Source organism: Candidatus Acidiferrales bacterium, assembly GCA_035515795.1.
Lineage (GTDB): Bacteria > Bacteroidota > Ignavibacteria > Kryptoniales > JAKASW01 > JAKASW01.
Genome location: DATJAY010000039.1, coordinates 15,073 through 40,676, shown reverse-complemented (window position 1 = coordinate 40,676; position 25,604 = coordinate 15,073). Strand labels below are relative to the sequence as shown.

Sequence of the window (25,604 nt, the reverse complement as noted above, 5' to 3'; positions counted from 1 at the left end):
GGTTGATGGTTTTCCTTGCCGATGCCTGCCGGTCTTGTTCAGTCGAATTTTACCTTTAACATGTTTACCTTGACATCGTCAGCGGATTTCTCAAGCTCCATCTTCTCGGAAGCGGTCAGTTTTATTTCGATAACCTGTTCCATTCCGTTCCTTCCGAGTTTGACCGGAACTCCGATAACCACGTCGCTCATACCGTACTCGCCTTTCAGATAAACGGAGGCCGGTAAGATTCTCTTCTTGTCTTTAACAATAGCCTCAACCATCTGTACTACTGATGCCGAAGGAGCATAATACGCACTTCCAGTCTTAAGCAGAGAGACTATCTCTGCACCTCCATCTCGCGTTCGTTTGACAAGCTTTTCAATCTTATCCGCAGTCATAAGTTCACTCAGAGGAATTCCGGCAACCGAAGTGTACCGCACGAGCGGAACCATGGAGTCGCCATGACCTCCGAGGACGAATGCCTGCACATCTTCAACTGACACGCTCAATTCCGAAGCTATGAACGTTCTAAATCTTGCCGTGTCCAGCACACCCGCCATGCCGATCACACGAGTTCTATCGAAGCCGCTGACTTTTAAGGCTACATAAGCCATCACGTCCAAAGGGTTCGAGACGACAATGATTATGCTTTTGGGAGAACGCCCTGCAACTTGTCCGGTTACGGATTTCAAAATACCGGCGTTAGTGGCGAGAAGATCATCGCGACTCATGCCTGGTTTTCTGGCGATCCCTGCAGTTATCACGACTATGTCGCTGTTGGCGGTTTCGTCATAGGAATTTGCCCCAACAACTTTGACATCGCTTCCAAGTACGGGCGAAGACTCAAGCATATCGAGTCCTTTTCCCTGCGGTAATCCCTCCACCACATCGACTAAGACGACTTCATTTGCAAGCTCACGGTCAACCAATCGCTGTGCGACCGTAGCCCCCACATTGCCCGCCCCCACAACCGTAATTTTCATTGCGAGTTCCTTTCGATTTTACGATGAGAACCTTGTCGAAGTGGAGCCTTCACAAGATCGACGTTTCAGTTCTTGTGCGCGATCTCAGGAATAACGCTAACCATCTTGCGGACTCTTCTATAAGTCTCAAACTTTACAACTCCGTCGCTCAAAGCAAAAAGGCTATCGTCTTTTCCTACTCCGACATTTTCACCGGGAAGGATTTTGGTACCGCGCTGGCGCACGATGATGCTTCCCGCGGTAATTTTCTCTCCGCCGAACGTTTTTACTCCCAGTCGCTGGGCATTGCTGTTGCGGCCGTTCCGAGAACTGCCGCCGCCTTTTTTATGTGCCATGATAAAACTCCTATCTTAGATCCCTTCAACGAGATTGTGTTATGCTGTCTATATGGATGGTCGTATATTCCTGCCGATGACCTTTTTTAACTTTGAAATTCTTTCGGCGCTTCTTACGGAAGACTATGATTTTGTCGTCTCTGTCATGGTCGATTATCGTTGCCTCGACAAGCGCGCCCTTCACGTACGAGCTGCCGACTGATTTTGCCTTCTCACCTTCGACGAGGAGCACCTTATCAAATTTTATTTTGTCTCCGACCTTTGCATCAAGCCTCGGGACTTTCACGGTCACGTCTTCGGCAATCTTGAATTGTTTTCCTGCTATTTCAACAACAGCTAACATTTTACCTCCAAAAAATTAGACGGTAATTTAGGTCAAAAATCCGCCAAATTCAATCACGAAAAATTCCTCAACGGCAGCTTTGGAAATGAAGCAATTAATCAATTATATTTTCAACGGTTATTTGAAATCCATCTGCCGATTTTGCGGCAATGTTCCGGCAAATCCAGGATGGAGGCAAGGGTTTGCCTATCTTATGCTGATTGTTCTTTGAACTTTGATTTTCTTCTTCAACATGGAGAGGTGGCCGAGTGGCTGAAGGCAACGGTTTGCTAAACCGTCATACTGGGTAAACTGGTATCGAGGGTTCGAATCCCTCCCTCTCCGCAGGTAAGAATCAAAGGAAGAAAATCTCACTGATATATCTTCCTCTGACTTCTGAATAATATTAGCTCCAATGAGCCTTCCTCACTTTTCCGATAAGTTTAAATATTCTGCAGTACTCAAAGCTGAGGACACGATATCTCCGCGCGGAAGAAACGGAAAGCACGAGTTGAGAGGCCGGTCGCAGCGGTGGAGGCGCTTACCGTTTGAGATCTGCTGTTGTTATTACAGCCTACAATCGTCCTGAAGCCTTAAGCCGCCCTCTACGGCCGATATCATCGGGAGTCTATCCCGACAATGTTACTCTCATTATCTCTATTGACTTCGGAGGGACGCGGAGACCTGAAGTGCTGGAGATTGCAGATGCCTTCGAATGGAAATACGGCGACAAGCAAATCATAAGACATAAAACGCACCTTGGACTGCAAAAACAGGTTTTTTTTGCAGGCTCACTCGCAAGCGAATACGGTTCAATCATTCGACTCGAAGACGAATATTGGATTTCACTGATGTTGTACGAATATGCATCCAACGCGCTTGAATTTTACAGAGACGATCCCCGCATCGCAGCAATAGCACTTTATAATGTGTGGTTCAATGGAATCGCCCGTGAAATATTCAATCCATATCTTGATGCAGGAGATATTTATTTTATGCGATCGCCATGGCCTCACAGACAGGCATTTCTTTCTTCACAATGAGAACCGTATATGTCCTGGTATGAACACCGTAATCATCACGTTTCTCTCGAAGACCCGCTGCATGAAAGATGGGCTGCGCTTGATGAGGAGGATTGGTTCCAGCCTGCCGCAAAGTATCTTGTCTAGACAAACAAGTTCTATGTTTTTCCGAGAGAATCCTTCTGTACAAATTTTGGAGATGCCGGTATGCATCTCAAAAAGTCAAGCCGATACTTTCAGGTTCCTGCTTGCTCCATCTCAAATTTGCTTACTACCCACATTCCAGCCGCGACCGCATTCACCGTTGAGAACACAACGTCGGAAAACCAATGTGCATCGTAATATATCCGGGATAACGAAGTCACAATCGCGAGAATAACCCACATCGATTTCCATACGATATTTTCCGACAATCTCATAATGACAATCGCCAGCGAAAACACAACTGCTACATCGCCTGAAGGAAACGAAAGATGTGCGTTGGGAGTCGTCACTAAAGGCGTAAATGTCAAATGCCCATGACCGGCGGCAGGTCTCCATCTTCCAACGAGCGATTTGAGAGAGATTGTAATCGCACCCAAATAGAGGTACGATTGCAGTAACATCAACCCCGTCAGCCTTGGTTTTTCCATTTTGAAGATCAATCCTCCGAAATAAAACCCGATGAACAGGTACAGCGTAGGCCAGCCCGTACCGAACCAATGGACGAATTTACAGACGGCATCTTCGACGGGTCCATGAAGATTGAAAGAAAGATACCGGACCGGTTCGTCGAAGAATGCAGATATAATCGTGACGGAGATGATGCACGCTAGCACGACCCATTGCTTCAGTTCCCAACTGAGCGGGAGAGCATAGTACCTGCCCCAATCGACAAATAGGCTTCTTAAGTCGGTTCTGATTTTGTTTTTGGAGTTCACTAATTTCTTCGAGCGATGACTTAGACTTGCTATTGTGCACCATTATATCACAGTGGCGCGATTATTTCCAGCTAATAAAAAAGATCGGCGTTTGTTGCCGATCTTTTAACAAAATCGAAAATGAAACCGCTGCACTTATAGCTTATACTTGTCAGTACCTCACGACTTTAATTGATGAAACCCCCGCTTCGACATTAACAAATATCTTCTTCTTCGAATTATCAAAGTTGGAAGTCTTATAAACCCCGTCGCCTGTCTGTGCAAAGTCCTCGAAGGATTTACTCGACAGCTTTGCATCGTCTCTTACCTGGCAGCCAGAGCCTTTAGGAACATAAATCGTCACCTTCGACGCTCCGGTGCTCATATGGACATTCGCGGTGTCAGACTTTTCTCCCAGCTTAATTTTCAGCGAAGAGGCACCCGCTTTGATATCCGCGGAACTTACTTCGAACTGACTTAGGTCAAAATCAATTGAGCACGCGCCAACGTCTATATCCAGTTTCCAATCCACTTTGGGATTCAATTTCATTTCGACTTTATTTTTCCCGCCGCCGAATTCACCAAATCTCCAATGGTCACTATTGTCGTTCTCAAAATTGAGATTCAACCTCTCTGTCGAGCCGTTTTTCTCCGCGTTGAGCGAATATGTCCCTATGTTAGATTCAGCATTCGCTTCAAACAATTTGTCAGTTGAATCATTCAGATAAAACGATCCCGCACCGGAATCCAACAGAAGGGATGCATGCTTGATATCTTTCTCAAGATTTTGATTGAGCTCTTGATAATGAACTGATCTGTGATGGAACATCTCGTGAAAGTTTCCCCAGCCAATTGAAGCCGCAGAGAAAATCCATGCCAGGACCAGAATCGCAGTGACAGCGTACAGCACCGCTTTCAATTTTGAATTAGAAACGAGCACCGATATTCCGGCGAATACCAGGAGAATAGGCCAAAGTCGAAAAATGAAGTGCCAGTCAAGACTCAACACATCAAAGTTCGATAAGAATAGGGCTGCCCCCAACAATATTATGAGCAGCCCTGCGAAAATTCTACTGACCTTCATGGCTCCCCCCACGCTCTTCGGCGCGCTTGATTGAATTCAAAATCAACCCGATGCCGATCGCAACCAGGATGAGCGGCCATGTGTCCGAAAAGCTGAAATGCGGCAGGTAATTATCTGCAAGAAAAAGTCCGCCGATGACTATCAATATCAATCCGCCCATCACGCCTCCATTACGCTTGTGCCGTCTGTATTCGTAATTCGAATACTGTTTTTCTCCGCTTGATCCTTCCGCCATGTTAGTTGCTCCTTCCGATGTTGGTGTGTTTGTTTCAAACATAAGTCTCTCCTTTGGCACGACAATCCAAAGGATGATGTACGCCAGTAATCCCGACGCACCGGCGAGAGTCGCCACGACAAAAATAACTCTGATAAAAACTGGGTCGATGTCAAAGTATTCGCCCAGCCCGCCAGCCACTCCGGCAATAACCCGATTCTTCCTTGAACGATAAAGTCTGCGTTCCATTTTATAACTCCTTTCAAAAAAATGCTACGGGAATAGACGCAGAAAGTTACCGGCAAAACTCTTTCACCTGAATCGTTCGATCGATACAAATAAAAAATCCCGATTGACGTCATGCCAATCGGGACTTCACCGAAGTTGCTACTTCGTGAAAAGTTCGCTTCAGACCTTTCTTACTTTGGCTGCCTGCAAACCTTTTGGGCCTTGCTCGACTTCAAATTCGACCTTGTCGCCCTCTTTCAAAGTCTTATAGCCTTCGCCAATGATAGCTTTGAAATGAACGAACACGTCTTCTCCGCCGTCGCGAGAGATGAAGCCGTATCCCTTGGTTGCGTTGAACCACTTCACGGTTCCCTGCTCCATTGCTGGATCCTTTCAATAAGTTTCTAAAATGTGTACCCGAGCCGTCGCGCCAGATGTTCTTGGCTTATACAGTATTGTCCCGATTCCGATCGGGATCCCGACTAAAGTCAGGACTGATGATGCCGAAAAATTTCCGGCATTCATCTCTGCATGAAATGCTACGCCTCGTGTAATATCCTTTGAATGGAGCTAACACACTTGAATGCCAAAGCACCTCGGCGTGTAAACACACGGGGGATTACATCTGCAGCTACAACAACCTATAAAAGCACGATTCGCTAATTACTGAATCTCGAATCGCCACTGCCGCTCATCAGTTCAACCTCATTACCAGGATGCCTCCCATGGCGGCATTTAAATCGTATGCGGCATGACGCATAGAGCGCCATTTGGCGCAAACAACGGTGTACTGTTATTTGCGGATATATGATAGCGTTTTGAGATGTCAAAAGCAAATGGTTGGACTACAAATTTTTGGAGGGTTTATGATACGTCAAAACCCCCTTTTTTCCACCGCTCATATCGTCATGGACCTCTCTTGCTATCCCGAGTACCCCGGTGATCTCCCCATTGTCATAAATTGTCGCGACATTGTACTCGGCGGACCCGACTTCCCCGGACTTTTTCATAAATCTAAATTCGTAGCGAGAAGGTGCGGGGCGTCCCTTCATCCGATCCGAATAAAACTTGTCGATAAGCTTTCGATCTTCGGGGTATACCAGAAAATCAAACTCCTTGCCTATTACTTCTTCCTGCTCATACCCGCTTGCATCTGCGAATCTGCTGTTGACATAAACGATACGTCTATCTCCTCCGATGAGAATGATAGGATCGTTGACATTTTGAACAACGTGCCGATATAAACTCTCGCTTCGGGAGACTCTGTCATATAGCTGGGAATTGTGTAGAGCGATCGCAAACTGTGAGGCAAAAATCTCCAATGAACTCAGATCGGACTCCTCAAACTCCTCACTTCTCCATCTTGTCAAAGCAATCATCCCGAGAAGTTCCGAACCATGAAGGATGGGTACAGCTAATAAGTGCTCCAGTTTGGGTCTGTCGCCCGCATATAATGATAAAGGATTCTTATGAGAATTGTTCTCCAATATAGATTTTTTTTCTGCAGCCGCAATACCGATCAAACCTTTGCCAAGGGGAATCTCCGCGGGAAATGATTTTGCAGATTTCCCCTTCTTTACAACTGCCCGCTCGACCCGAAGGAGTTCTTCTCCCTTTACAAAAAGAAACAGCCGGACCAAATCGGAAGGGATCAAACCGTCCAACTTTCTATAAATGAATTCAAACAAATCGGCAGGCTCAAGATTCTCGTGAAGCTGCACGCTAATTTCATGGATTGCCTTCAACTTTTCATTTTGAATTATCCGGGAATTTACGCTCTCATTATACTCGAACAACAATGAACTCACATGGACAATTGCATCGAATGCCTCAAGCTCCTCGTTCGTAAAATTCTTTCTGGCGTTGCCAACCACTATTCCACCCAGCAACTCATCTTTGCTATAGAACGGGGCGTTGTAAATTGATTCGACCCTCGCAAACTTCTGGATCAGTCGAGCAGCCTGAGCTGGCACCGTCGTCCCAAATACATCTGCAAAATCATAACCTACCCATGGTTTCCTCGCGGCCGTGTACTGATCCACTATGCAATGCGGGGGATCAAACGGAAAAGTAAATGACTCGGATGAAATGTCGAAGAACTTTTTTACAAATCTGAGGAGCCTTCCTTGAGGATACATTCCATATACCGCAAAACCATTCCTGTGCTTTATGAACCGCTGGAGACTCGCCGCTTTCATGTCCAACCTCTTGACGATTTGCTGCGCGAGCTCCTGCATAACTGATCTGAGATCATTCGTTTCCACCATTTTGCGGACGAGGGACGATAGTATCTCAATTTGAAATGACTTCAGAGTTGATTGGCGGCGTGAATATGTAGCCTCCCTCAATATTCCCTGGGTCTTGATTCTATCCATGAGAATAGCAGGAAGCATTTTAAAAGAAACTCCGGTCAGCGGAATGTACGCGTCCGCTCCGATCCGAGCATTCTCGCGAAATATATGATCCGAGAAGTCCCTCGATATCAACACAATCGGGAGAAAGGGATCGATCTCTTTTACTGTCCTGATTATGACCGACACATCGCCCACCCCAAGATCGTAATCTATTACAAGGACATCAACCTTCCCATCGATCAGTTTCTTTGTGAGCCCGTCGGAATTTGAAAGAGCTTCAACAGAAATCTTTGTCGATTTCAGGGCGCGTACCAGCTTGTCGCGCAGCTCGGTCGAATCTTCCAGCAAGAGGACACGCTCCTCCTCAAAAGAGATATCTTGCATTTCAGCCTGTTTGGTAAATGAAGATAACATTCCCGAAAAATTTTTCAAACAGGAAAAGCCCCCAACGAACAGGCAGGTCGAGCGTGCTGCCCGACCTGCGCCTGTGTAAACTACCCTAGATATGCTCTCAGAGCTTTGCTGCGAGTAGCATGACGAAGGCGCCGAATCGCCTTTTCTTTAATCTGCCTCACACGTTCACGGGTAAGATTGAATTTTTCTCCAATCTCCTCCAGTGTAAGTGGATGTTCTCGCTCAATTCCGAAGTACAATCTGATGACCTCGGCTTCCCTGTCGGTCAGAGACTTGAGAGCACGTTCAACTTCAACCCTTAACGATTCCTTCATCAAGATGTGGTCAGGTGGCAGCTGGTTGTCATCAGCCATCACGTCTAACAGCTTGTTATCTTCACCCTGGACAAACGGCTGATCTACGGAAAGATGGCGGCCGGAGATCTGCAGAGTCTTGTCAACTTCATAAAGGCTCATGTCGAGCTGTTCCGCGATTTCGGAAGGGCTTGGCTCGCGCTCAAATTCCTGTTCAAGCTCACTGAACTTCTTGCCGATCTTGTTCAAAGCGCCGACGCGGTTCAGCGGCAGACGAACGATCCTGGATTGTTCCGCGAGAGCCTGGAGAATAGACTGACGAATCCACCATACCGCATAGGAAATAAATTTAAACCCGCGCGTCGGGTCGAAACGCTTCGCTGCCTTGATTAGCCCTAGGTTGCCTTCATTAATCAAATCTCCTAGAGAAAGGCCCTGGTTTTGATATTGTTTTGCGACGCTAACCACGAACCTCAAATTAGCCTTGATCAACTTCTCCAGTGCTCTTTGGTCGTTTTCGCGAACTTTGATTGCCAGTTCAATTTCCTCCTCAGGAGTCAAAAGGTCGACCTTCCCAATTTCTTGGAGATACTTGTCGATCGTCTGGTTTTCCCGGGACGGATATTGTTTACCGACCTTAATCATCTATTTTCCTCGTTCGTTTTTGTAATCTCGCAGGATTTTCACCGTAAACCCAGCAAATTTTCCTATCTATGGTATTAACAAAAAATTGGACAGCTTTATTCCCTGAATAATCCACAAGCAGTAGATTACTTCGCACACGGATACCGCAAGACTTTGAAACATCCGCGATGAGCCAGGAACTATGAACTGTGGGTATTTAGGCGTAAATTTCTTTTTCGTTGCACTTACAGACTCTGACAAACCGCTGGTTGTACTTGTAGCTTGCCTTTTGAGTTTTTTCCGCAGAGATCACGAGGACATTTTGCATCAACTCGCCGCATTTCGGACACTCGGATCCTTTTTTCCCTGCTATTGCTTTCGCTGCTTTTTCCGCAAAACTTGTTGTCTTTGCCATTCCATTTTCTCCAAACTATTTGCAAACAATTATAATATCTTGACGACATTCCCGCCGCTCGTGTGAGCGCGCTGAAGAACTTTTTGAGCTGTGATCAAGAACTCAGATGGATCATTTTTCCCGTCGATGTTCAAAACAGCAACACTGATGGTTGCCATATAGTTTCGACTCCCAATTTGATAAACTTTCGTGGCCAGATTTTTTCTAAATTTCTCTCCCCAGGCAAGCGCTTCATGCTGGGAAAAACCCTCGAGTATCACGCCGAACGAATGTGCCGAAACCTTCCCGATTGCATCGTAAGGTTTCAACCATCCTCTTACAATTTCCGCGACATCCGAGAGAATATAATCGACCCCCTCATTGGAAAACCTGTTGCGGATATCGTCAACTCTATCCAACCCTATCAAGACCAGTACACTTTTTATTCCAAGATCCGCGATCCTGCCGATCTCCTCCTCAAGCCTTTCGAGGAAAAATTTCTTATTCAACGTTCGTGTGACTTTGTCGAACACGATGAAGTTATCGATAAGCTGGTTAGCGGAATTGACCTCTGCAGCGAGGGCTCCGAGATTTACGAGTTGTTTTATCCCATCAACCTCAAGCGACGAAAATTTTGCTGGGCCCAGGCTTTCGACAGTCACCAAGCCGAAACATTCGTGCAAACCGGAGATTGGTATGGCTACAAACGATCCTTTTCCCGAAGGTTCGCTTTGAGTAAACCGGTGTTCCTCAACCTTCGAAAGATCTTCCATGTGAAGCGGCCTGTTTTCTCTGATTGCCTTTCCTGCAAGAGTTTCATTCAATCCGATTTTACACCCTTCCTCTACGTATTCGGCGCCAGAACGTTTCATAACGCGGGAGACAGTCCATGAATACAAATCGCTCTGAGAAACCAGCGTCACGAATTCAGCATCCACGGTGTCGGATACTGCCGTAACAATTGTCGTGAGAATCGACTCAAGATCGCTCTTCGACATCAATTCGTTCGCGAGCCACTTGAGAGAACCAAACGCAGTCTTTGTCACGGCCAAGTCGTATTTGTCCGTCAGTGCGCGCAAGACTGCTGAAAACAGCCGAGTGAAGTTTCCAAGCAACGGTACTGTCTCCCGCCCGAACCCTTCGTCGGCTAAACTGTCTGCCGCCAGGATAGCAATCACATCTTCATGATAAAAGATCGGAACGCCGATAAGACTTTTCACTCCTGCCGGCGATTCATAATAAGGTACGACGTCGATTTCGGAGGCCGGGTTTATCTCTGAAATTATTTCCGGTTTTCCACTCAGTGCAATCCTGCTTATGACATCGTTGCCGATCGGAAACCGCAATTCTTTTGTGAACGTGCTCGAGTTCGTTATCTTGTCCGCAACCGCCAAGATTTTTCTTTCCTTGATGACCCAGAAGAGAACCGTTGTGTTTGCAAACAAAACTTCTTGCACCAGTTCGAGGAGCTTGTGCAAGATCGAATGAAATTCAGCGCGAGGTTCGGCTGGAGCGTGCTCATCCGGCTTGAAATAAAAAGTGTCGATGATGCTGAACCGTGGCCCTTCTTTTTTCGGAACGAATGTCCTCTGTGACTCAGGAGACTGCCGAATCGATACTTTCTCCGCCTGACTGACTTGAGGCTCGTCATATTCGGCGTAGTACTGGGAGCTCAGGTCGTCAAACACATATCGCTTTACCGGCTTCTTTGGTTGTTCGTTCATTTGAGGATTTAGGAAAGGCGGCGCTTACATCTAATCATTTTGCGTAGAATATAATAGAATTAAGTAAATATTACTAACACGTCATGAGATAAAATTTTCTCGGAAAAATGAGAGGAGTCCTCTGCAATTGTTTGAATCACAATAGGTTAAACTTTAAATTCCCTGGTGCAAATTGAGTCCACAAGTCCAGGTACGGGCCAATCGATAGGATGTGTTGAATCCACTTCCCCTTCCCGCATTTCACGGATTGTTGAGGATGCACGACAGATTCAAAAAGAGTGGATGCAATTGCCTCACGGTCGTCGCGTTCAAATAATCAGAGAATTTGGTCGGATATTTTTTACACGAAAACGGGAGATCGCAGATCTGATTTCTCGAGAGAATGGCAAGCCGGTTGTGGAAGCGTACGCATCTGAAATCATACCCACTCTTGACATGATAAATTATTACTCAAAAAAATCTCGTCGAATACTGCGGCATCGTAATGTCAAGATCACTCTTCCTCTACTAAGGACCAAGAAAGCCTGGGTTGCTAAGGAACCGTACGGAGTCGTCGGGATAATATCGCCATGGAATTACCCGGTTCTACTTCCCTTGGGACAAATAGTTCCAGCTCTTCTTGCGGGCAACACCGTAGTTTTCAAACCTTCCGAGTTCACACCAATTGTCGGAGAAAGGATCTCTGAACTCCTCCAGGAAGCGGGGGTTCCCGAAAACGTATTCAACATCATCCAGGGCGGAAGCGAAGTTGGCTCTTCGTTGGTTTCTTCAGGTGTGGACAAACTTTTCTTTACAGGAAGCACCCCGACGGGGAGAAGGGTGTCAGAGCTTGCAGCACGGGATTTGACTCCCGTTTCGTTAGAACTCGGAGGCAAGGACGCGATGATAGTTCTCGATGATGCACACATTGAATCTGCGGCAAGCGGAGCTATATGGGGCGCGTTCATGAATGCGGGTCAGACTTGTGTCTCCATCGAACGATGCTTTGTACATGAAAAAATCTATGACCAATTCGTCGAATTGACGAGACAAAAGACGAAGGAACTCAGGTTAGGATCTGGAATTGAAACAGATCTCGGAGCGATGATCCATCGGGCGCAATTCGACGTTGTAAAGCGGCATGTCGAAGATGCCGTTCAACGAGGCGCAAGAATAGTTGCAGGCGGAATTTTTTCAGACAATCCAGCTCACTTCATCCAGCCTACTATCCTGACGGATGTGCCGGTGAATTCAACCATAATGAATGAAGAGACCTTCGGGCCGGTTCTTCCAATCCTTAAATTCGGTTCGGATGAGGAAGCCGTCAGTCTTGCAAACGGCTCGCGGTTCGGATTATCCGTCAGTGTGTGGACCGGCAGCAGGAAGCGCGGCTTAGCGATCGCAAAAAAGCTTCATGCGGGCGCGGCAATCGTGAATGATGCGATCAGTTATTACGGGATGAGTGACGGCATTGTAGGCGGCGTAAAACAAAGCGGCAACGGCCGCGTTCACGGAAGAGAAGGACTTCTCGAGATGGTTTACACGAAGTATTATGAAATTGAACGCGCCCCACGCCTAAAGAAGTTATGGTGGTACAGTTACAGCACAGATATGTCCAGTTTTTTTGAATCCGCTACGGACTTCCTTTTTGCGGCAAATTTTCTTTACAAGATGAATGCATTACTCAAACTTTTACCGAAATACTTAAGGATAAAAAAGATATGAAACTATACGCACTCGCCTTCGGTGCTCATCCCGATGATGTCGAAATGAGCTGTGGAGGAACGTTGTCTATGTTGAACAGAAACGGAAAACCGTTCGGCATCATCGACCTGACCCGCGGTGAAATGGGGACGCGGGGCAATGCGGCAATAAGAGCAAACGAGGCAAAAGAAGCCGCAAAAATCCTCGGTGCAGACACAAGGATAAATCTTGGAATCCCAGACTCGGATATTGAACTCTCAAGAAAAAACCTCTTGAAGATCATCGAATTGTTAAGAAGGCACCAACCGGAGATTGTTTTCGCGCCGTTCAAAGAGGAACGCCATCCTGACCATGTACACACCCATCAGCTTGTAAGCGAAGCCGTCTTTTATTCCGGCCTCGTGAAATTGAGAACTGGAAAACTTTCTCCCCACAGACCCAGGCGAGCCTTTTACTACATGCAGCATCGAGCCTTTCGACCGATGATTTATGTCGATATTTCAAACGATTACGAAACCAAGGTGGCAGCGATCAAGGCGCATAAGTCACAATTTTTCAACCCTTCAAGCAAAGACCCTGAAACGGCACTTTCCACACCGGAGTTTCTCGAGTACCTTTTTGGTCGGATGAGATATCATGGCCGGCAGGCGGGCGTCAGGTACGCGGAACCCTTCTGGACAACGGAGCCGTTGACCGTGTCCAATTTTGATTGCCTGGTGTAGAAATATTTTTTTGGGAATATTATCGAGTTCCATCACAAATCCTTTCCGCTATATCCGTTCGGAGGACATCGCGCCGGGATTCAGCAAATGAATTGCTAAATCCCGGCTTTGATAAAAACTCGGCCGCTGATTAACTTTATTCGGAACGATGACCATTTTCGGTATGATGGATAAATCCATTCATAAGTTTTTTTTGCTCTTCCCACTCGTGGCAGCTGTGTTTGTCCCGATTGGTTTCGTTTGGACCCAGCCGCTTACCCAGAAGGAAAATTTCCATGTAGCTTCCTGGGTGCTTGCCTCCTCCAAAGACAGTGTGACCGTCTCCTTTGGTTATGCAATCCCATACAATAGACTTATTTTTACCAGGACAAATTATACTCCTGAAGGCTCGGCGGGACTCGAAAGATTTGAAGCTGACTTGTCATTTTCAATCGATGCGACTGATTCCGCAACGGCAGTAAATCATCATAAGCTGAGCGAACGCACTGTCGCGGCGAAGGATTTTGCGACCACTCAGGATTCAAAACGTCTGGCTGAAAATATCATCACAATGACACTGCCGAAATCAGTATATAGAGTATCGGCTGAGGTCAGGGACGACAATCAACAAATGACTTATATTGCTCACACGGAGACAAGAAATCTCAATGTGACGAATCCTTTAAATATATTGTCGATAACTTTCGCGGATTCGTTGGATAGGAACGCTTTCTACCCGAATTTCACGGATAATACGGCAGTTTTCCCTCGCCCAATCACCTTTGCCGTTATTATGTCCGATACCACGGCGCAAGTTATACACTTGAGCCTCGAGACAGTTTTAGGAACCGATATAATATCAGATTCCTTATCACCGCGGAAAGGTAGACTGATCCCAGTAGACTCAGACGGAACGTTTTCGCTACGAGTAGATGCAGATCGGGGTCACTCGTTGTACTCAGGAAAATTCGAGATCGATTCCCTCGTAGAAGGAAGTTACTGCCTCGAAGCGAACCTGAACGGAAAGACGGATAAGACATATTTCAATTACTCGTGGGTTGACAAACCATTCACACTAAAGGACCCCAAGACTGCTATTTCACTGCTGAAATACATTGTGTCCGATTCTGTATTTTCATACTTAAATTCGGGAAACGATAAAGAAAAGAAAGAAAAATTCGATCAATACTGGAAGTCCCACAGTCCGACCCCCAAGGCCGCATATAACGAGCTCGAGGCGGAGTTTTACGAGAGAGCCGACTATGCATTTGAACATTTTAGAACAGTATCGATAGATGATGGAACGGCGACAGACCGCGGGAAAGCATATATATTATTTGGCAAACCGACAAATGTTGAACGAGAATTTCGCAGAGATGGGACGTATGAGATATGGTACTACCCTAATCACGGGAAAAGTCTAGTGTTCAAAGAATTGAATCCTGGTAATTTTATTCTTTACCAGACTAAAAATTTATGAGCGTCGTAGCAATAACCGTCGGAGATTATAACGGGATTGGACCCGAAGTCGCCCTGAAAGCTGCCGCAAGCAGAACGATCCGAGCAAACTGCACGCCGCTGCTCATCGGACCATTCAAGGCGTTTGAATTTTATGCGAACAAATTTTCTCTGCGGCGAAAAATTCTGAAAGTCGATTCCCTTGTCGATGCAATAGGAAGAAGCGAGATAACAATCTGGGATACCTGCCCCGGCTTCGGCGACAAGATTAAACCAGGGAAACTCACGAAGGAAAGCGGAGCATGGGCGGGAAAGGCGATTGAAAAAGGGGTAGAGCTCTGCACGCTGCATCAGGCCGATGCTATCGTTACTGCTCCGGTATCCAAGGAAGCGCTTAGACTCGCCGGCTATAGTTATCCCGGACAGACTGAGATGGTAACGGTCCTCTCCAAATCGAAACGTTCCATCATGGTGATGGCATCCGGATTCGCGAGAATTGCTCTCGCCACCATCCACGTTCCAGTCTCAGAAATCTCTCACACACTGTCAGAAGAAATCATACGTGAAAGACTGGACATATTCAACGAGTCGATCAAACAAGACTTCGGGATTAAGGCACCCAGAATTGCTGTTCTGGGCTTGAATCCTCACGCCGGTGAAAACGGCCTGATCGGAAAGGAAGAGAATGAAATTATTATACCCGCAATCGAAGAAGCACGATCTGCGAAGATCAACGCCGTTGGACCTTTCCCGGCCGATGCATTCTTCGGAACTTACCGGGAAGGACAGTACGATGGAATATTGGCGATGTATCATGATCAAGGACTGATCCCGCTTAAGATGAAATCATTCAGCACGGGTGTAAATTTCACGGCCGGGATTAACATAGTCAGGACTTCCCCGGACCACGGAACAGCATTCGACATCGCGGGAAAAGGAATTGCTAACCCGTCCAGCACGATAGAAGCAATCAAACTCGCATTGGAAATTTCAAAAAATAGAAAATCAGCAAAGGATTAATCGCAACAATTAGCAAGATTTTGTTATCCAGTCTGCGGAGCCAGGACCTTTTCGACCTCGATGCCGAGACAGTGCCGCCTTACACAGAGTCTGCAATAGTTTACGACCACATGATGAAGGATGTCGATTATAGAAGGTGGGCCAAGTATTTGATGCAGCTGGCGGAATTGACGGGCGTTAATACGAGTCGTTCGAACTTGAACGGCAAATCACTCTGCGAACTTGGCACCGGGACGGGCAATCTCGCACTTCATTTATTAAAATACGGCTTTGAGATAACAGGCGTCGACATTTCTGCAAAGATGCTCGATGTGGCGCGCAATAAACTGACGCGGCAAACCAGGCAAAGATTGAATTTCATCAACCATGACATGGTTACACACACGTCGGAAAATCAATACGATATAATCATATGTGTATACGACAGCATTAACTATATTGGAGAACGAAAAGACCTCGAAATGTTTTTCAAAAATGCTTATTTTAATCTGCGTCCGGAAGGAATTTTTATTTTCGATGCGAGTCTTGAACCAAATTCGACAATTGACCCCGAATTGTTCACTCAACGCGGAAGGATTAAGAATGTGTTTTACCAGAGGGAATCTGCCTACGACCCAAAGACAAACACCCATACGACGCGTATAAGAACCAAAAGGGGCGCGAAAGTTTTTGAGGAAATTCACAAAGAGTACGTATACGATATTGAAACACTCAGACAGGCCGCAAAGAATGCCGGGTTCAATGAGAGATTTGCCGCCGGCGATTTCACACTTCTCCGGGTGAATGGAAATTCAGAAAGAGTTCATTTCATTTTAGCAAAATGACTTCATGATCAATTGCAGAGATGTCTCCTTCGCCTATGACGAACACCTCATTTTCTCGGATGTAAATCTTTCCGTCGAAAAAGGCGAGTTTGTTTACATCGTGGGCGAGACCGGATGCGGCAAGACAACATTGATGCGTTTGCTCTACATGGATCTTTCGCCTGCTTCAGGGATTATCACGGTGGACGCGTTCACTTCAAAGACTATCAAGAGGAGAAAACTTCACCTTCTCAGACGCCGGCTCGGCGTGATTTTTCAGGACTATAAACTTCTCGAAGATAGATCGGTATTCGATAATGTCACATTTGTCTTACACGCCGTCGGTTACCCTGCCCATGACATTAAAATGCAGGCGACGAAAGCTCTGAATCAAGTCGGGCTGATGCACAGGAAAAATTCACCGATCAGCGAACTTTCAGGCGGAGAACAGCAGAGACTCTCGATAGCTCGTGCAATTGTGAAGGATCCCATCGCAGTTCTGGCCGATGAGCCTACGGGGAATCTCGACCCGGTTACCACGGCGGATATTTTAGCTCTCTTGAGAAAAATCAACCTCGGAGGGACGACAATACTCTTGTCGACACATAATTATGAAGTCATAAGAAAATTTCCGGCAAGGACGATCGTAATCAGGAACTATAAATGCGAGGAGCTGGGGACTCTTTCACTTCACGGATTTCCGCTCCAAACCCCCGGGACGTAACGGCACTCCGAGAATCTTCGTTGAGCCGCTTACGCTACTGCAAGCTCGACCCTTTTTACTTCCCTTACCTTCAGCAGCACGGCTCTTTCAACACCGGCACGCAACGTCATAGGCCGCAATGGACATATAGCGCATGACCCCGAGAATTTTACTCGCAAAATCCCGTCGAGTTCCAAATTCACAAACTCAACACTTCCATTGTCGATTGCTAAAAATCCGTTCGCCTCGTTCAAAACACTCTTGATCCGCTCCACTAAGTCCGACTGGTAACCCATCTTCTAACTACAGCTCTATTTCCACTTTTTGCTTTTCTCCCGAGGAGAAATTAGTTATGCTGACCTGCGCGGCAAGTTGTCTCGCGACCGATTGTATCATGCTTGCCTGCTCGGACTCCGGTTCCATCAGTATGATCGGTCTGCCCGTGTCTCCACCGATTCGGATTGGAGTGTAAAGCGGGATTTCTCCGAGAAACGGAACTCCGAAGTTTGCGGCCGTCCTTTTTCCGCCGCCGTTACTGAAGATCTCTTCCCTGTGACCGCAATGGGAACAGATGTAATAACTCATATTCTCAATTACTCCAAGGATCGGCACATTTACCTTTTGAAACATTCGCACGCCCCGCCGCACGTCGGCAAGAGAAACATCCTGCGGCGTCGTCACTATAACCGCACCGGTCAGCGGTATCGTTTGCACAAGTGTCAGCTGAACGTCGCCGGTTCCCGGAGGCAAATCGAAGATCATATAATCCAGGTCTTGCCAGATCACATCGGTAAGAAATTGTTTCACTGCACCGCTTGCCATGGGACCGCGCCAGATCATAGGTGTTTCTGTATCGACCAGGAATCCTATCGACATCAACTTAATCCCGAATTTCTCGACCGGATAAATCTTAAAATGCTTTTCGTCAATTCGTTCGGTTTCCGGTTTATCAGTCACCCCGAGCATCAACGGGAGAGAAGGACCGTAGACGTCCGCGTCAACAATTCCGACTTTCGCTCCGTCTTTGGCTAACGCAACCGCTAGGTTCACCGCAACAGTCGATTTCCCAACTCCTCCTTTTCCACTTGCGACAGCGATCGTGTTCTTCACTTCTGGAAGTATCTGTTCCCTGATCTGATTTGCATGGGTAACAACCTGGCTTGTCATAGACACATTCACTTCCCCTTTGAATCCCAATTTTCTTATCTCATTGACTGTCTGCGACTTCAATTCATCGCGCACCGGACACGCCGGGGTTGTTAACTGAATTTCTATGTCAATTTGTTTTTCCGTAATGTCAACTTTTTTTACAAACCCCAACGAAACTATATCCCTGTGAAGATCCGGGTCTTTTATGTTCTTGAGTACCGATAATATTTCATTTTGAGTCATTAAACTTTCCTCTGTATCATGTAAAAGTTAGCTATCGGTACCGTTCTTTTCAATCCCACGAATCTCGCCGATAAGCTGTACCACTATACTTTTATTATATTCCTTGCAATTACCGTCTTTTGAACTTCACTCGTCCCTTCTCCGATCGTCAGGAGCTTGACATCCCGATAGAACTTCTCGACCGGAAAGTCCTTTATGAGACCGTAACCTCCGTGGATCTGAATGGCATCATCAGTCGCTTTGACCGCAACTTCGCTCGCATAGTACTTTGCTGTTGCAGAGGCAAGGCTGATGCTCTTGCCTTTGTCCTTTAGAAAAGCGGCTTTATACGTCAGCAATCTTGCTGCCTCGATCTTCGTCGCCATCTCGGAGATTTTCCATTGGATTGCCTGGAACTCGCCGATCGGTCTCCCGAACTGAACCCGCTCCCTGGCATATTTCACACTTGCGTCAAATGCTCCCTGAGCAACGCCGACAGCTAGAGCGGCAATGCCGATTCGTCCCGCATCCAGCACTTTCAATGCCTGTTTCAACCCCTCTCCTTCGAGACCTATGAGATTTTCTTTAGGAATTGCAGCATCATGGAACACCATTGTCGAGGTGTCACTGGCCCGCATTCCGAGCTTATTCTCTTTTTTCCCAGAATAGAAACCCTTTGTCCCTTTCTCTACAACAAAGGCGCTGATCCCCTTCTTACCTCCCGATGGATCCGTCAGAGCCATTACCACCGCGATGTCGCCGACCGTTCCGTGGGTCGTAAATTGCTTTGTGCCATTAAGCACGAAGTAGTCGCCGTCCCTGCGGGCTGTCATTCGCAGCGAACCGGAATCGCTTCCGCTTGTAGGTTCAGTTAATCCCCATGCACCTATTTTTAGACCAGAGGTTAAATCCGGTAAATATTTTCTTTTGAGTTCTTCACACCCAAAATTGTAAATATGACTCGTGCAGAGTCCGTTATGCGCCGCTACGGACAAGGCAACGGAAGGATCGACTCTCGCGATCTCTTCAATGACGGTGCAATAGCCGAGGTAGCTGAGTCCGGCTCCGCCGTATTCTTCGGGGAAAGTCACCCCCATGAAGCCAAGATCGCCAAGCTTTTTGATAATCCCAAGAGGGAATTCCTGCGTCTCATCGTACTTCATCACCACAGGCTTTATTTCCGTTTCGGCGAATTCCCGTGCCAGTTGACGCACCTGTTGGTTTTCAGGCGCGAGTTTGAAATCCATACTCGATTCCTCCGTCTGCTGATACCCCGTCCCGATTTTGTCAAGACAAGGCGGCTTCTCTTGTTAGAGAGTTTTCCTCAATATTATTTGCGCGAGTTGGAAGGGCGACATTTTGCGTGAAGTGACGAGGTCTAACTTCTCATCCAGCTCCGAAAGACGTTCGCTCGTCCAACATCGGTCATGAAGATCCTGGTCTACCATCTCAATGATCGATTTCCGCACTCTCCCTTTTCGCTTTGCGCTAAGGCGACCCGTTCTTCGGAGATAATCACTGTGCTTCTCGATTCCCTTTGTGATTTCGTCGATGCCTTTGTTCTCATACGCAATAGCCTTAACAACAAACGGCTGCCATCCGTTCTCAAATTTATTTTGACTAGACGAAATTTGAAGGATGGTGGTAATGGCACTGACCGACTGATCGGTACCCGGTCTATCCGCTTTATTTATTACGAAAAAGTCAGCAATCTCCATCAAGCCGGCCTTCATCGCCTGAATGGAATCGCCCGATTCAGGGGTGAGGATAACCACCGTGGTATCCGCTGCCTCCACGATGTCAAGCTCCGACTGTCCCACGCCGACGGTTTCTAGGAATACATAATCATATCCCGCCGCGTCGAGAACATCCGCGGCTTGCTGCGAGGTCCTGCTCAGTCCGCCAAGGCTGCCACGCGTTGCCATGCTCCTTATGAAAATTCCGTCACGCGAGCTTAGCTCCATCATTCTGATACGATCTCCCAGCAAAGCTCCCCCGGTGTAAGGACTTGTCGGATCGACGGCGATTATTCCGACTTTTTTCCCTTTGTCATTAATTATTTTCGCGAGCTTGCTTACGATCGTGCTTTTCCCCGCACCGGGAGGTCCGGTAACCCCAACTCTATAGGCATGCCCAAATCTATCATGTGCTTTCTCCAATAGTTCTAACGCTGAGTCTTCTTGGTCCTCTACAATAGAAATCGCACGAGCAACGGTCCGTTTATCTGAAGAAAATAATTTCTGCAAAAAAACATCGTCGATCATCAGTCCGGATAACCGTCTGGAAAGTTTTTGTGCCATGACCATGATGTCGCGACGATGTCTTCGAGCTTGGTGTATTTCGGATTCCAACCGAGCCCGCGGATTGCCTTTTCAGCAGATGCGACCAATCGGGGCGGATCACCTTCCCTTCGCGGTTTCTCGACGGTCGGAATCTTTCTGCCGGTGACCTTCTCGCATGTCTGGATGACTTGGCGCACGGAGTAGCCGTCCCCATTCCCGAGATTATAGAAACCCTGTTTCCCCGGTTCAAGTCCGAGCATGTGGGCTTGTGCAAGATCGATGATATGTATGTAATCTCGAATGCAGGTTCCATCGGGAGTCGGATAGTCGGTACCAAAGATTTCACAATGCGGTCCCTTGCCGAGAACGACATTTAGCACATTCGGTATAAGGTGAGTCTCATACCTATGGTGTTCCCCGTATTTTTCGGTCGCACCCGCGGCGTTAAAATATCTGAACGCCACAAACTCCAACCCGTAGACTCCACTGTACCATTTTAGGATTTTCTCAAACATTAATTTCGATTCGCCGTACGGGTTTATCGGATGCTGCGGCAGATCTTCAGTCATCGGTACTCGATCCGGTGGCCCATAGGTGGCGCAAGTTGAACTGAAAACAAATTTTTTCACCCCGCATTCCACTGCTGCATCTAACAGTTTGATACCGTTGACCACGTTATTGTGAAAATATTTCTTTGGATTCGCCATCGATTCGCTTACAAGGGCACTCGCAGCAAAGTGCATGATGGCATCCGGCCGACATGATTTGACAGCGTTGAGCACGTCGCCCGGCTCCTCAGGCTTGCCGAGAATAAAATCTGCCCGTGAATCGACAGCTGACCTGTGACCTTCGGATAAATTATCGTAAACAGTGACCTGATGTCGAGCATTCAGTATCTCCTCCGTGCAAATAGACCCGATGTATCCGGCGCCGCCCGTAACAAGAATCTTCATTTGTTGATCTTCTCTCTTTTTTCAAATTCTATTGCGTTCCGCCCGATATCATGCCTGAAGTACATTCCATCAAAATGAATTTCTCTCACACGAGCATAAGCTAGTTGCGCAGCGACGGACACTTTACCTCCCTTGTCTGTTGCCGTAACTCCGAGCACTCTTCCTCCGTTAGTCGCATATTTTCCGCCGGCTAAAGTTGTACCGGAATGAAAAACCCTGATACCCGCATGATGTTTTTCCAGACCCGATATTGATTTCCCTTTTTCATATTCGTCAGGATATCCCTTTGATGCTGCTATGACACACACAGACGCCGCCCCGTTGGTTTTAAGTCGATAAGATCGCATCCTTTTGGTGGAAGCAAAATACAACAGATCGAGAAAAGACGAGTCAATCAGCTGAAGGACCGTCTGGGTTTCAGGATCCCCAAACCTGGCGTTGAATTCAACCACTTTCGGACCATCCTTTGTCAACATCAAGCCGCAATACAGGCACCCGGAGTAAGGAAAACCCTCTTCTGATGTGCCTCGAATTACCTTCTCAATTATGTCCTCCCTTACTTTTCGCATCGTGGTTTCATCCAGAAAGGGAGTGGGAGCAATTGATCCCATGCCGCCGGTATTTTTTCCGGTATCGCCATCTCCGATTCGCTTGTGATCCTGTGCGGGGGGAAGCACCACATAATCTGTACCGTCGGTGACTGCAAACACGGAAGCCTCGACGCCAAACATAAATTCTTCAACGACGATTCTTTCACCAGCTTCGCCGAAAATCTTCTTCACGAAGAATTTTTCGACCTCTTCCTTCGCCTGTTTGAGGGAATCCACTATAGAAACGCCTTTGCCCGCTGCCAGGCCGTCAGCCTTCAATACCAGCGGATATTTGCTTTTAGAAAGATACGTCGAAAGTGGTTCTCCGTCTCTTGACGAAAACGTCTTGGACATCGCGGTAGGAATTTTCCATCTCTTCATAAATTCCTTTGCGAACACTTTACTTGTCTCAAGTCGTGCAGCAAGTCGCCGCGGGCCGAAAATGACTTTCTTCCGATCCTGAAAGGCGTCAACCATTCCGGTTGCAAGCGGCTGTTCGGAACCTACAACGGTGAGATCAATTTTGTTATCACGTGCAAATTTGAACAATCCGGCAACATCGTTTGGTTTCAACTCAACTATCTCTGCTTGCTCAGCTATCCCGGCATTTCCCGGAGCACAATAAACTTGCACGTCCTTGTCACGCACTATTGCATCCACGATTGCGTGCTCACGGCCTCCGCTTCCCACGACAAGAACTTTCATTTTTCAACTCCTACTTTAACATAAGATCCCCTGTAATCGAGCTGAAATGCCAACTCGCGCGCAAGCTCTCCCGACAATCTTACTCGATCAAAATTTTGCGCAAACTCGATGGAAATCTCAGGTAGCGCCCTTTTCTCCCACAATTCATAGTACTCCAGAATGGCCTTTTTAATTCCAGGAACATCATCAGGATCCAGTGCCTTTCCTGCGCCGGATTCGAGTATCGTGGCTTTTGCAATGCCATCTGGGACAAGTCCAAGTACTGGTTTCCTGCTTCCGACGTACTCATAAAGTTTTCCGGTTGATATCTGATCTTCACCCTTCCCGTTGCCGATCGTCATCCATAACACATCGCTGGTAATCAAATACCTGACCGTGGATTTATGATCTAAGTATCCGAAAACCTTGACAACGTCAGCCAGCCCGAGCGATTCAACCATTGTAAGATTCTCTTTCCTGAATTTCCCGATGAAAACAGCTTCAATCTTGCTTTTCAATTTCGGATTTTCCTTCACAACTTCCGATAATGCCCGAAGGAAATATTTCGGCGTTCGATTGCGATAAAATGTGCCGGCATACGTGAATCTCATTCGCTTGGAGACCGGCAGCTTGAGCGGGTTATCGACGTGAAAATCTTCCGGATCGTAACCTTGCGGGATTATAGCGATGTCATTATAGTTGAGAAACCGATAACGACGAAGCATCAGCTCTTTTATTCTGCGATTGATCGTAATTATTCGATTTGAAGTCTTCAACACCTTCTTTTCGAGTATCTGGTGCATCAATTTGTGCAACGGGGTGAGGTAGAAATGTAAAGGATTATCAACCCATGAATCCCTGAAATCTACGACAAGAGGTACACTGAATTCCTTTGACAGCGCTGCACCGATAAGATGGCAGGTATAAGGAGGCGCTGTCGAGAAGATGACGTTAAACTCTTCCTGTTGAAGAAGTTTTCTTCCGGCCTTAATCGCTTCATGCTTCCATCCGATTTTGTTGTCCGGAAGGAAGATTGCCTGACTTATCGCGCTGAAAAAATTTCTGAGCTTCTCGTGCGGCATCTTAACCGGTTTCCCACTCTCGAAAAGTCGAGTTGGATCGAGCGAATTTGTCCTGACGGTTCTGACATTACTTTCGGTAAGTTCGCGCAGCATACCGTAGTCTAAAGCGTAATACGCCGTCGGCGTGATAGTCAAAACGGTGGGCTCCCAGCCGTAATTCGGCAAATACTTGACAAACTTGAGTGTTCTCTGAACGCCGCTCAATCCCATCGGCGGGAAATAATAGGCCACAACCAGTACCTTATTTGCCATTCATTTGAAATCCTTTCGTATCGCTATGGCATCCACGAGCCATGAGCTAAATAGTAGTCCCTATCTTTTGAAAAATGTGAAAGTTGTTCGAGTCCGTCTTTCGTCACGAGGAAATCGTCCTCGATTCTTACTCCTCCTAATTTCGGGATATAAATGCCGGGTTCGATCGTGATGACGTTCCCTACCTCGAGCACATCTTCACTGATCTTGGATATTCTCGGCAACTCATGAACCCGCAGTCCAATGCCATGGCCTAGACCATGGCCGAAATATTTGCCGTAACCTTTCTTTTCAATGTAATCTCTGGCAGCTTTGTCAACCTTCCGGGCTGCAGTGCCTGGATGTGCAGCATCAATCCCTTTCCTTTGGGCATCATAAACCACTTGAAAAATCTTTTCCAGCTTCGCATTGATCCGCGAACCTGTTTGAAATGTCCTCGTGATATCGGATGAATATCCATCATAGACGCATCCAAAATCAATCGTGACAAACTCGTTGTCTTCAATCCCTCTATCGGACGCAACACCATGAGGCAACGCGCCTCGCGGTCCTCCGGCCACAATTGTATCAAACGACTCTTTCGATGCGCCGAGGATCTTCTGGTTGAATTCGAGAGTCGCGGACAAATCTTTTTCCCTCTTTCCCAGCCAGTTTTCTTGAACTAGAAGGTCAAGTGCGGTTCCGCTAACCGAGCAGGCATTCTTAATCCTTTCGACCTCCGGTTCAGATTTGACTGAAGCAAGTTTCTCGACAACGCCGCTTGTTTTTACAAGTCTGCAGTTTTGCAACACCTCGCTCAGTTTCGAATGTGCATCAATCGAGAGAGTATCTTCTATTCCTACAGAGAATTGTTTCCGCGCCCGCGTCCTGAAAAAATTTCTGCCAAGGTAATCGAAAAGCTTCCCGCTGAAAATTTCTATCTTACAGCTGATTACTTCCTCTTTCGCCTGGCCTTTGTAGCGAAAATCCGTCAGGAAATAGGCGGCGTCGGAGAAAACAAGACAAAACCCGGCTGTGCCGCTGAACGTCGTGAGATACCTGACATTCGAAATGTCGGCAAGAAAGAAGGCGTCCAGGCGATTCTTGCGGATGTACGTTTGGAGACTCTTTATCGAAGCCAATGATTGCTTCTGGAGATTCGAACTGAGGA

The 25,604-nt window shown here is 47.0% G+C and carries 26 protein-coding genes and 1 tRNA gene; 8 read left to right on the top strand and 19 right to left on the bottom strand.

The features are described 5' to 3' along the window. Positions 1-38 precede the first annotated feature (38 nt). From mdh to rplU, 3 genes are all read right to left on the bottom strand, one after another. Entirely contained in the window at positions 39-965 is a 927-nt protein-coding gene (gene mdh, locus VLX91_16145; GenBank protein ID HUI31740.1) for a malate dehydrogenase, read from the bottom strand. Positions 966-1,030: 65 nt separating this feature from the next. Continuing rightward, positions 1,031-1,300 (bottom strand): 50S ribosomal protein L27, encoded by a 270-nt coding sequence (rpmA, locus tag VLX91_16140; protein ID HUI31739.1) that lies wholly within the window; start codon positions 1,298-1,300, stop codon positions 1,031-1,033. A 25-nt stretch (positions 1,301-1,325) separates the two neighbouring features. Continuing rightward, complete coding sequence (gene rplU / locus VLX91_16135; protein HUI31738.1) at positions 1,326-1,643, bottom strand: 50S ribosomal protein L21; 318 nt, start codon at positions 1,641-1,643, stop codon at positions 1,326-1,328. A 234-nt stretch (positions 1,644-1,877) separates the two neighbouring features. On the opposite strand from rplU, the gene VLX91_16130 reads away from it, so the two are divergent. Both VLX91_16130 and VLX91_16125 read left to right on the top strand, forming a co-directional pair. Continuing rightward, a tRNA-Ser gene (locus VLX91_16130) sits at positions 1,878-1,967 on the top strand. A gap of 203 nt (positions 1,968-2,170) precedes the next feature. Beyond that, positions 2,171-2,665 (top strand): hypothetical protein, encoded by a 495-nt coding sequence (locus VLX91_16125; protein HUI31737.1) that lies wholly within the window; start codon positions 2,171-2,173, stop codon positions 2,663-2,665. 215 nt (positions 2,666-2,880) lie between these two features. Here VLX91_16125 and VLX91_16120 read toward each other — a convergent pair whose 3' ends face one another. From VLX91_16120 to VLX91_16085, 8 genes are all read right to left on the bottom strand, one after another. Further along, positions 2,881-3,564: a phosphatase PAP2 family protein gene (locus VLX91_16120; GenBank protein ID HUI31736.1), complete on the bottom strand. Its 684-nt coding sequence runs from the start codon at positions 3,562-3,564 to the stop codon at positions 2,881-2,883. A 151-nt stretch (positions 3,565-3,715) separates the two neighbouring features. Beyond that, the gene (locus tag VLX91_16115; protein ID HUI31735.1) at positions 3,716-4,627 is read right to left on the bottom strand and encodes a DUF5668 domain-containing protein; all 912 of its coding nucleotides are present in this window, start codon (positions 4,625-4,627) and stop codon (positions 3,716-3,718) included. Further along, positions 4,614-5,090 carry a PspC domain-containing protein gene (locus VLX91_16110; protein ID HUI31734.1) on the bottom strand — a complete coding sequence of 159 codons (477 nt, stop codon included), beginning with the start codon at positions 5,088-5,090 and terminating at the stop codon, positions 4,614-4,616. The genes VLX91_16115 and VLX91_16110 overlap by 14 nt, the downstream gene beginning before the upstream one ends. A 159-nt stretch (positions 5,091-5,249) precedes the next feature. Next, complete coding sequence (locus VLX91_16105) at positions 5,250-5,450, bottom strand: cold-shock protein (GenBank protein ID HUI31733.1); 201 nt, start codon at positions 5,448-5,450, stop codon at positions 5,250-5,252. 464 nt (positions 5,451-5,914) lie between these two features. Further along, a complete protein-coding gene (locus VLX91_16100) occupies positions 5,915-7,837 on the bottom strand; it encodes a PAS domain S-box protein (protein ID HUI31732.1) in 1,923 nt (640 codons plus the stop codon). A gap of 80 nt (positions 7,838-7,917) precedes the next feature. Continuing rightward, entirely contained in the window at positions 7,918-8,775 is an 858-nt protein-coding gene (locus VLX91_16095) for a sigma-70 family RNA polymerase sigma factor (GenBank protein ID HUI31731.1), read from the bottom strand. Between the two features lie 196 nt (positions 8,776-8,971). Next, a complete protein-coding gene (locus tag VLX91_16090; GenBank protein ID HUI31730.1) occupies positions 8,972-9,169 on the bottom strand; it encodes a hypothetical protein in 198 nt (65 codons plus the stop codon). A 29-nt stretch (positions 9,170-9,198) separates the two neighbouring features. Then, on the bottom strand, positions 9,199-10,872 hold the full coding sequence (locus tag VLX91_16085) for a GAF domain-containing protein (protein HUI31729.1): 1,674 nt from the start codon (positions 10,870-10,872) through the stop codon (positions 9,199-9,201). A 165-nt stretch (positions 10,873-11,037) separates the two neighbouring features. Here VLX91_16085 and VLX91_16080 point away from each other — a divergent pair, with 165 nt between their 5' ends. The 6 genes from VLX91_16080 (at position 11,038) to VLX91_16055 (ending at position 17,261) form a co-directional block, all read left to right on the top strand. Further along, positions 11,038-12,576: an aldehyde dehydrogenase family protein gene (locus VLX91_16080; protein ID HUI31728.1), complete on the top strand. Its 1,539-nt coding sequence runs from the start codon at positions 11,038-11,040 to the stop codon at positions 12,574-12,576. Next, on the top strand, positions 12,573-13,277 hold the full coding sequence (bshB1, locus tag VLX91_16075) for a bacillithiol biosynthesis deacetylase BshB1 (protein HUI31727.1): 705 nt from the start codon (positions 12,573-12,575) through the stop codon (positions 13,275-13,277). Before VLX91_16080 ends, bshB1 begins: the two co-directional genes overlap by 4 nt. 148 nt (positions 13,278-13,425) lie before the next feature. Then, complete coding sequence (locus VLX91_16070; protein HUI31726.1) at positions 13,426-14,736, top strand: GWxTD domain-containing protein; 1,311 nt, start codon at positions 13,426-13,428, stop codon at positions 14,734-14,736. Further along, a complete protein-coding gene (gene pdxA / locus VLX91_16065) occupies positions 14,733-15,734 on the top strand; it encodes a 4-hydroxythreonine-4-phosphate dehydrogenase PdxA (protein HUI31725.1) in 1,002 nt (333 codons plus the stop codon). Before VLX91_16070 ends, pdxA begins: the two co-directional genes overlap by 4 nt. Positions 15,735-15,754: 20 nt before the next feature. Further along, a complete protein-coding gene (locus VLX91_16060) occupies positions 15,755-16,558 on the top strand; it encodes a class I SAM-dependent methyltransferase (GenBank protein ID HUI31724.1) in 804 nt (267 codons plus the stop codon). A 4-nt stretch (positions 16,559-16,562) separates the two neighbouring features. Then, positions 16,563-17,261, top strand: a complete 699-nt coding sequence (locus VLX91_16055) for an ATP-binding cassette domain-containing protein (GenBank protein HUI31723.1) — start codon at positions 16,563-16,565, stop codon at positions 17,259-17,261. A 29-nt stretch (positions 17,262-17,290) separates the two neighbouring features. Here the strand turns inward: VLX91_16055 and VLX91_16050 are convergent, their stop codons facing one another. The 8 genes from VLX91_16050 to VLX91_16015 all read right to left on the bottom strand — a co-directional run bounded on the left by VLX91_16050 (position 17,291) and on the right by VLX91_16015 (position 25,575). Continuing rightward, the gene (locus tag VLX91_16050; GenBank protein ID HUI31722.1) at positions 17,291-17,536 is read right to left on the bottom strand and encodes a NifU family protein; all 246 of its coding nucleotides are present in this window, start codon (positions 17,534-17,536) and stop codon (positions 17,291-17,293) included. Between the two features lie 7 nt (positions 17,537-17,543). Further along, positions 17,544-18,632: an iron-sulfur cluster carrier protein ApbC gene (apbC, locus tag VLX91_16045; GenBank protein HUI31721.1), complete on the bottom strand. Its 1,089-nt coding sequence runs from the start codon at positions 18,630-18,632 to the stop codon at positions 17,544-17,546. A gap of 83 nt (positions 18,633-18,715) precedes the next feature. Then, positions 18,716-19,858 carry an acyl-CoA dehydrogenase family protein gene (locus VLX91_16040; GenBank protein HUI31720.1) on the bottom strand — a complete coding sequence of 381 codons (1,143 nt, stop codon included), beginning with the start codon at positions 19,856-19,858 and terminating at the stop codon, positions 18,716-18,718. Between the two features lie 63 nt (positions 19,859-19,921). Beyond that, complete coding sequence (gene meaB / locus VLX91_16035; protein HUI31719.1) at positions 19,922-20,911, bottom strand: methylmalonyl Co-A mutase-associated GTPase MeaB; 990 nt, start codon at positions 20,909-20,911, stop codon at positions 19,922-19,924. Next, entirely contained in the window at positions 20,875-21,846 is a 972-nt protein-coding gene (gene galE, locus VLX91_16030) for a UDP-glucose 4-epimerase GalE (protein HUI31718.1), read from the bottom strand. The genes meaB and galE overlap by 37 nt, the downstream gene beginning before the upstream one ends. Continuing rightward, on the bottom strand, positions 21,843-23,141 hold the full coding sequence (gene purD / locus VLX91_16025) for a phosphoribosylamine--glycine ligase (protein HUI31717.1): 1,299 nt from the start codon (positions 23,139-23,141) through the stop codon (positions 21,843-21,845). Before purD ends, galE begins: the two co-directional genes overlap by 4 nt. Further along, on the bottom strand, positions 23,138-24,454 hold the full coding sequence (locus tag VLX91_16020; GenBank protein HUI31716.1) for a glycosyltransferase family 4 protein: 1,317 nt from the start codon (positions 24,452-24,454) through the stop codon (positions 23,138-23,140). Before VLX91_16020 ends, purD begins: the two co-directional genes overlap by 4 nt. A gap of 23 nt (positions 24,455-24,477) precedes the next feature. Next, entirely contained in the window at positions 24,478-25,575 is a 1,098-nt protein-coding gene (locus VLX91_16015; protein HUI31715.1) for an aminopeptidase P family protein, read from the bottom strand. Between the last annotated feature and the right edge of the window lie 29 nt (positions 25,576-25,604).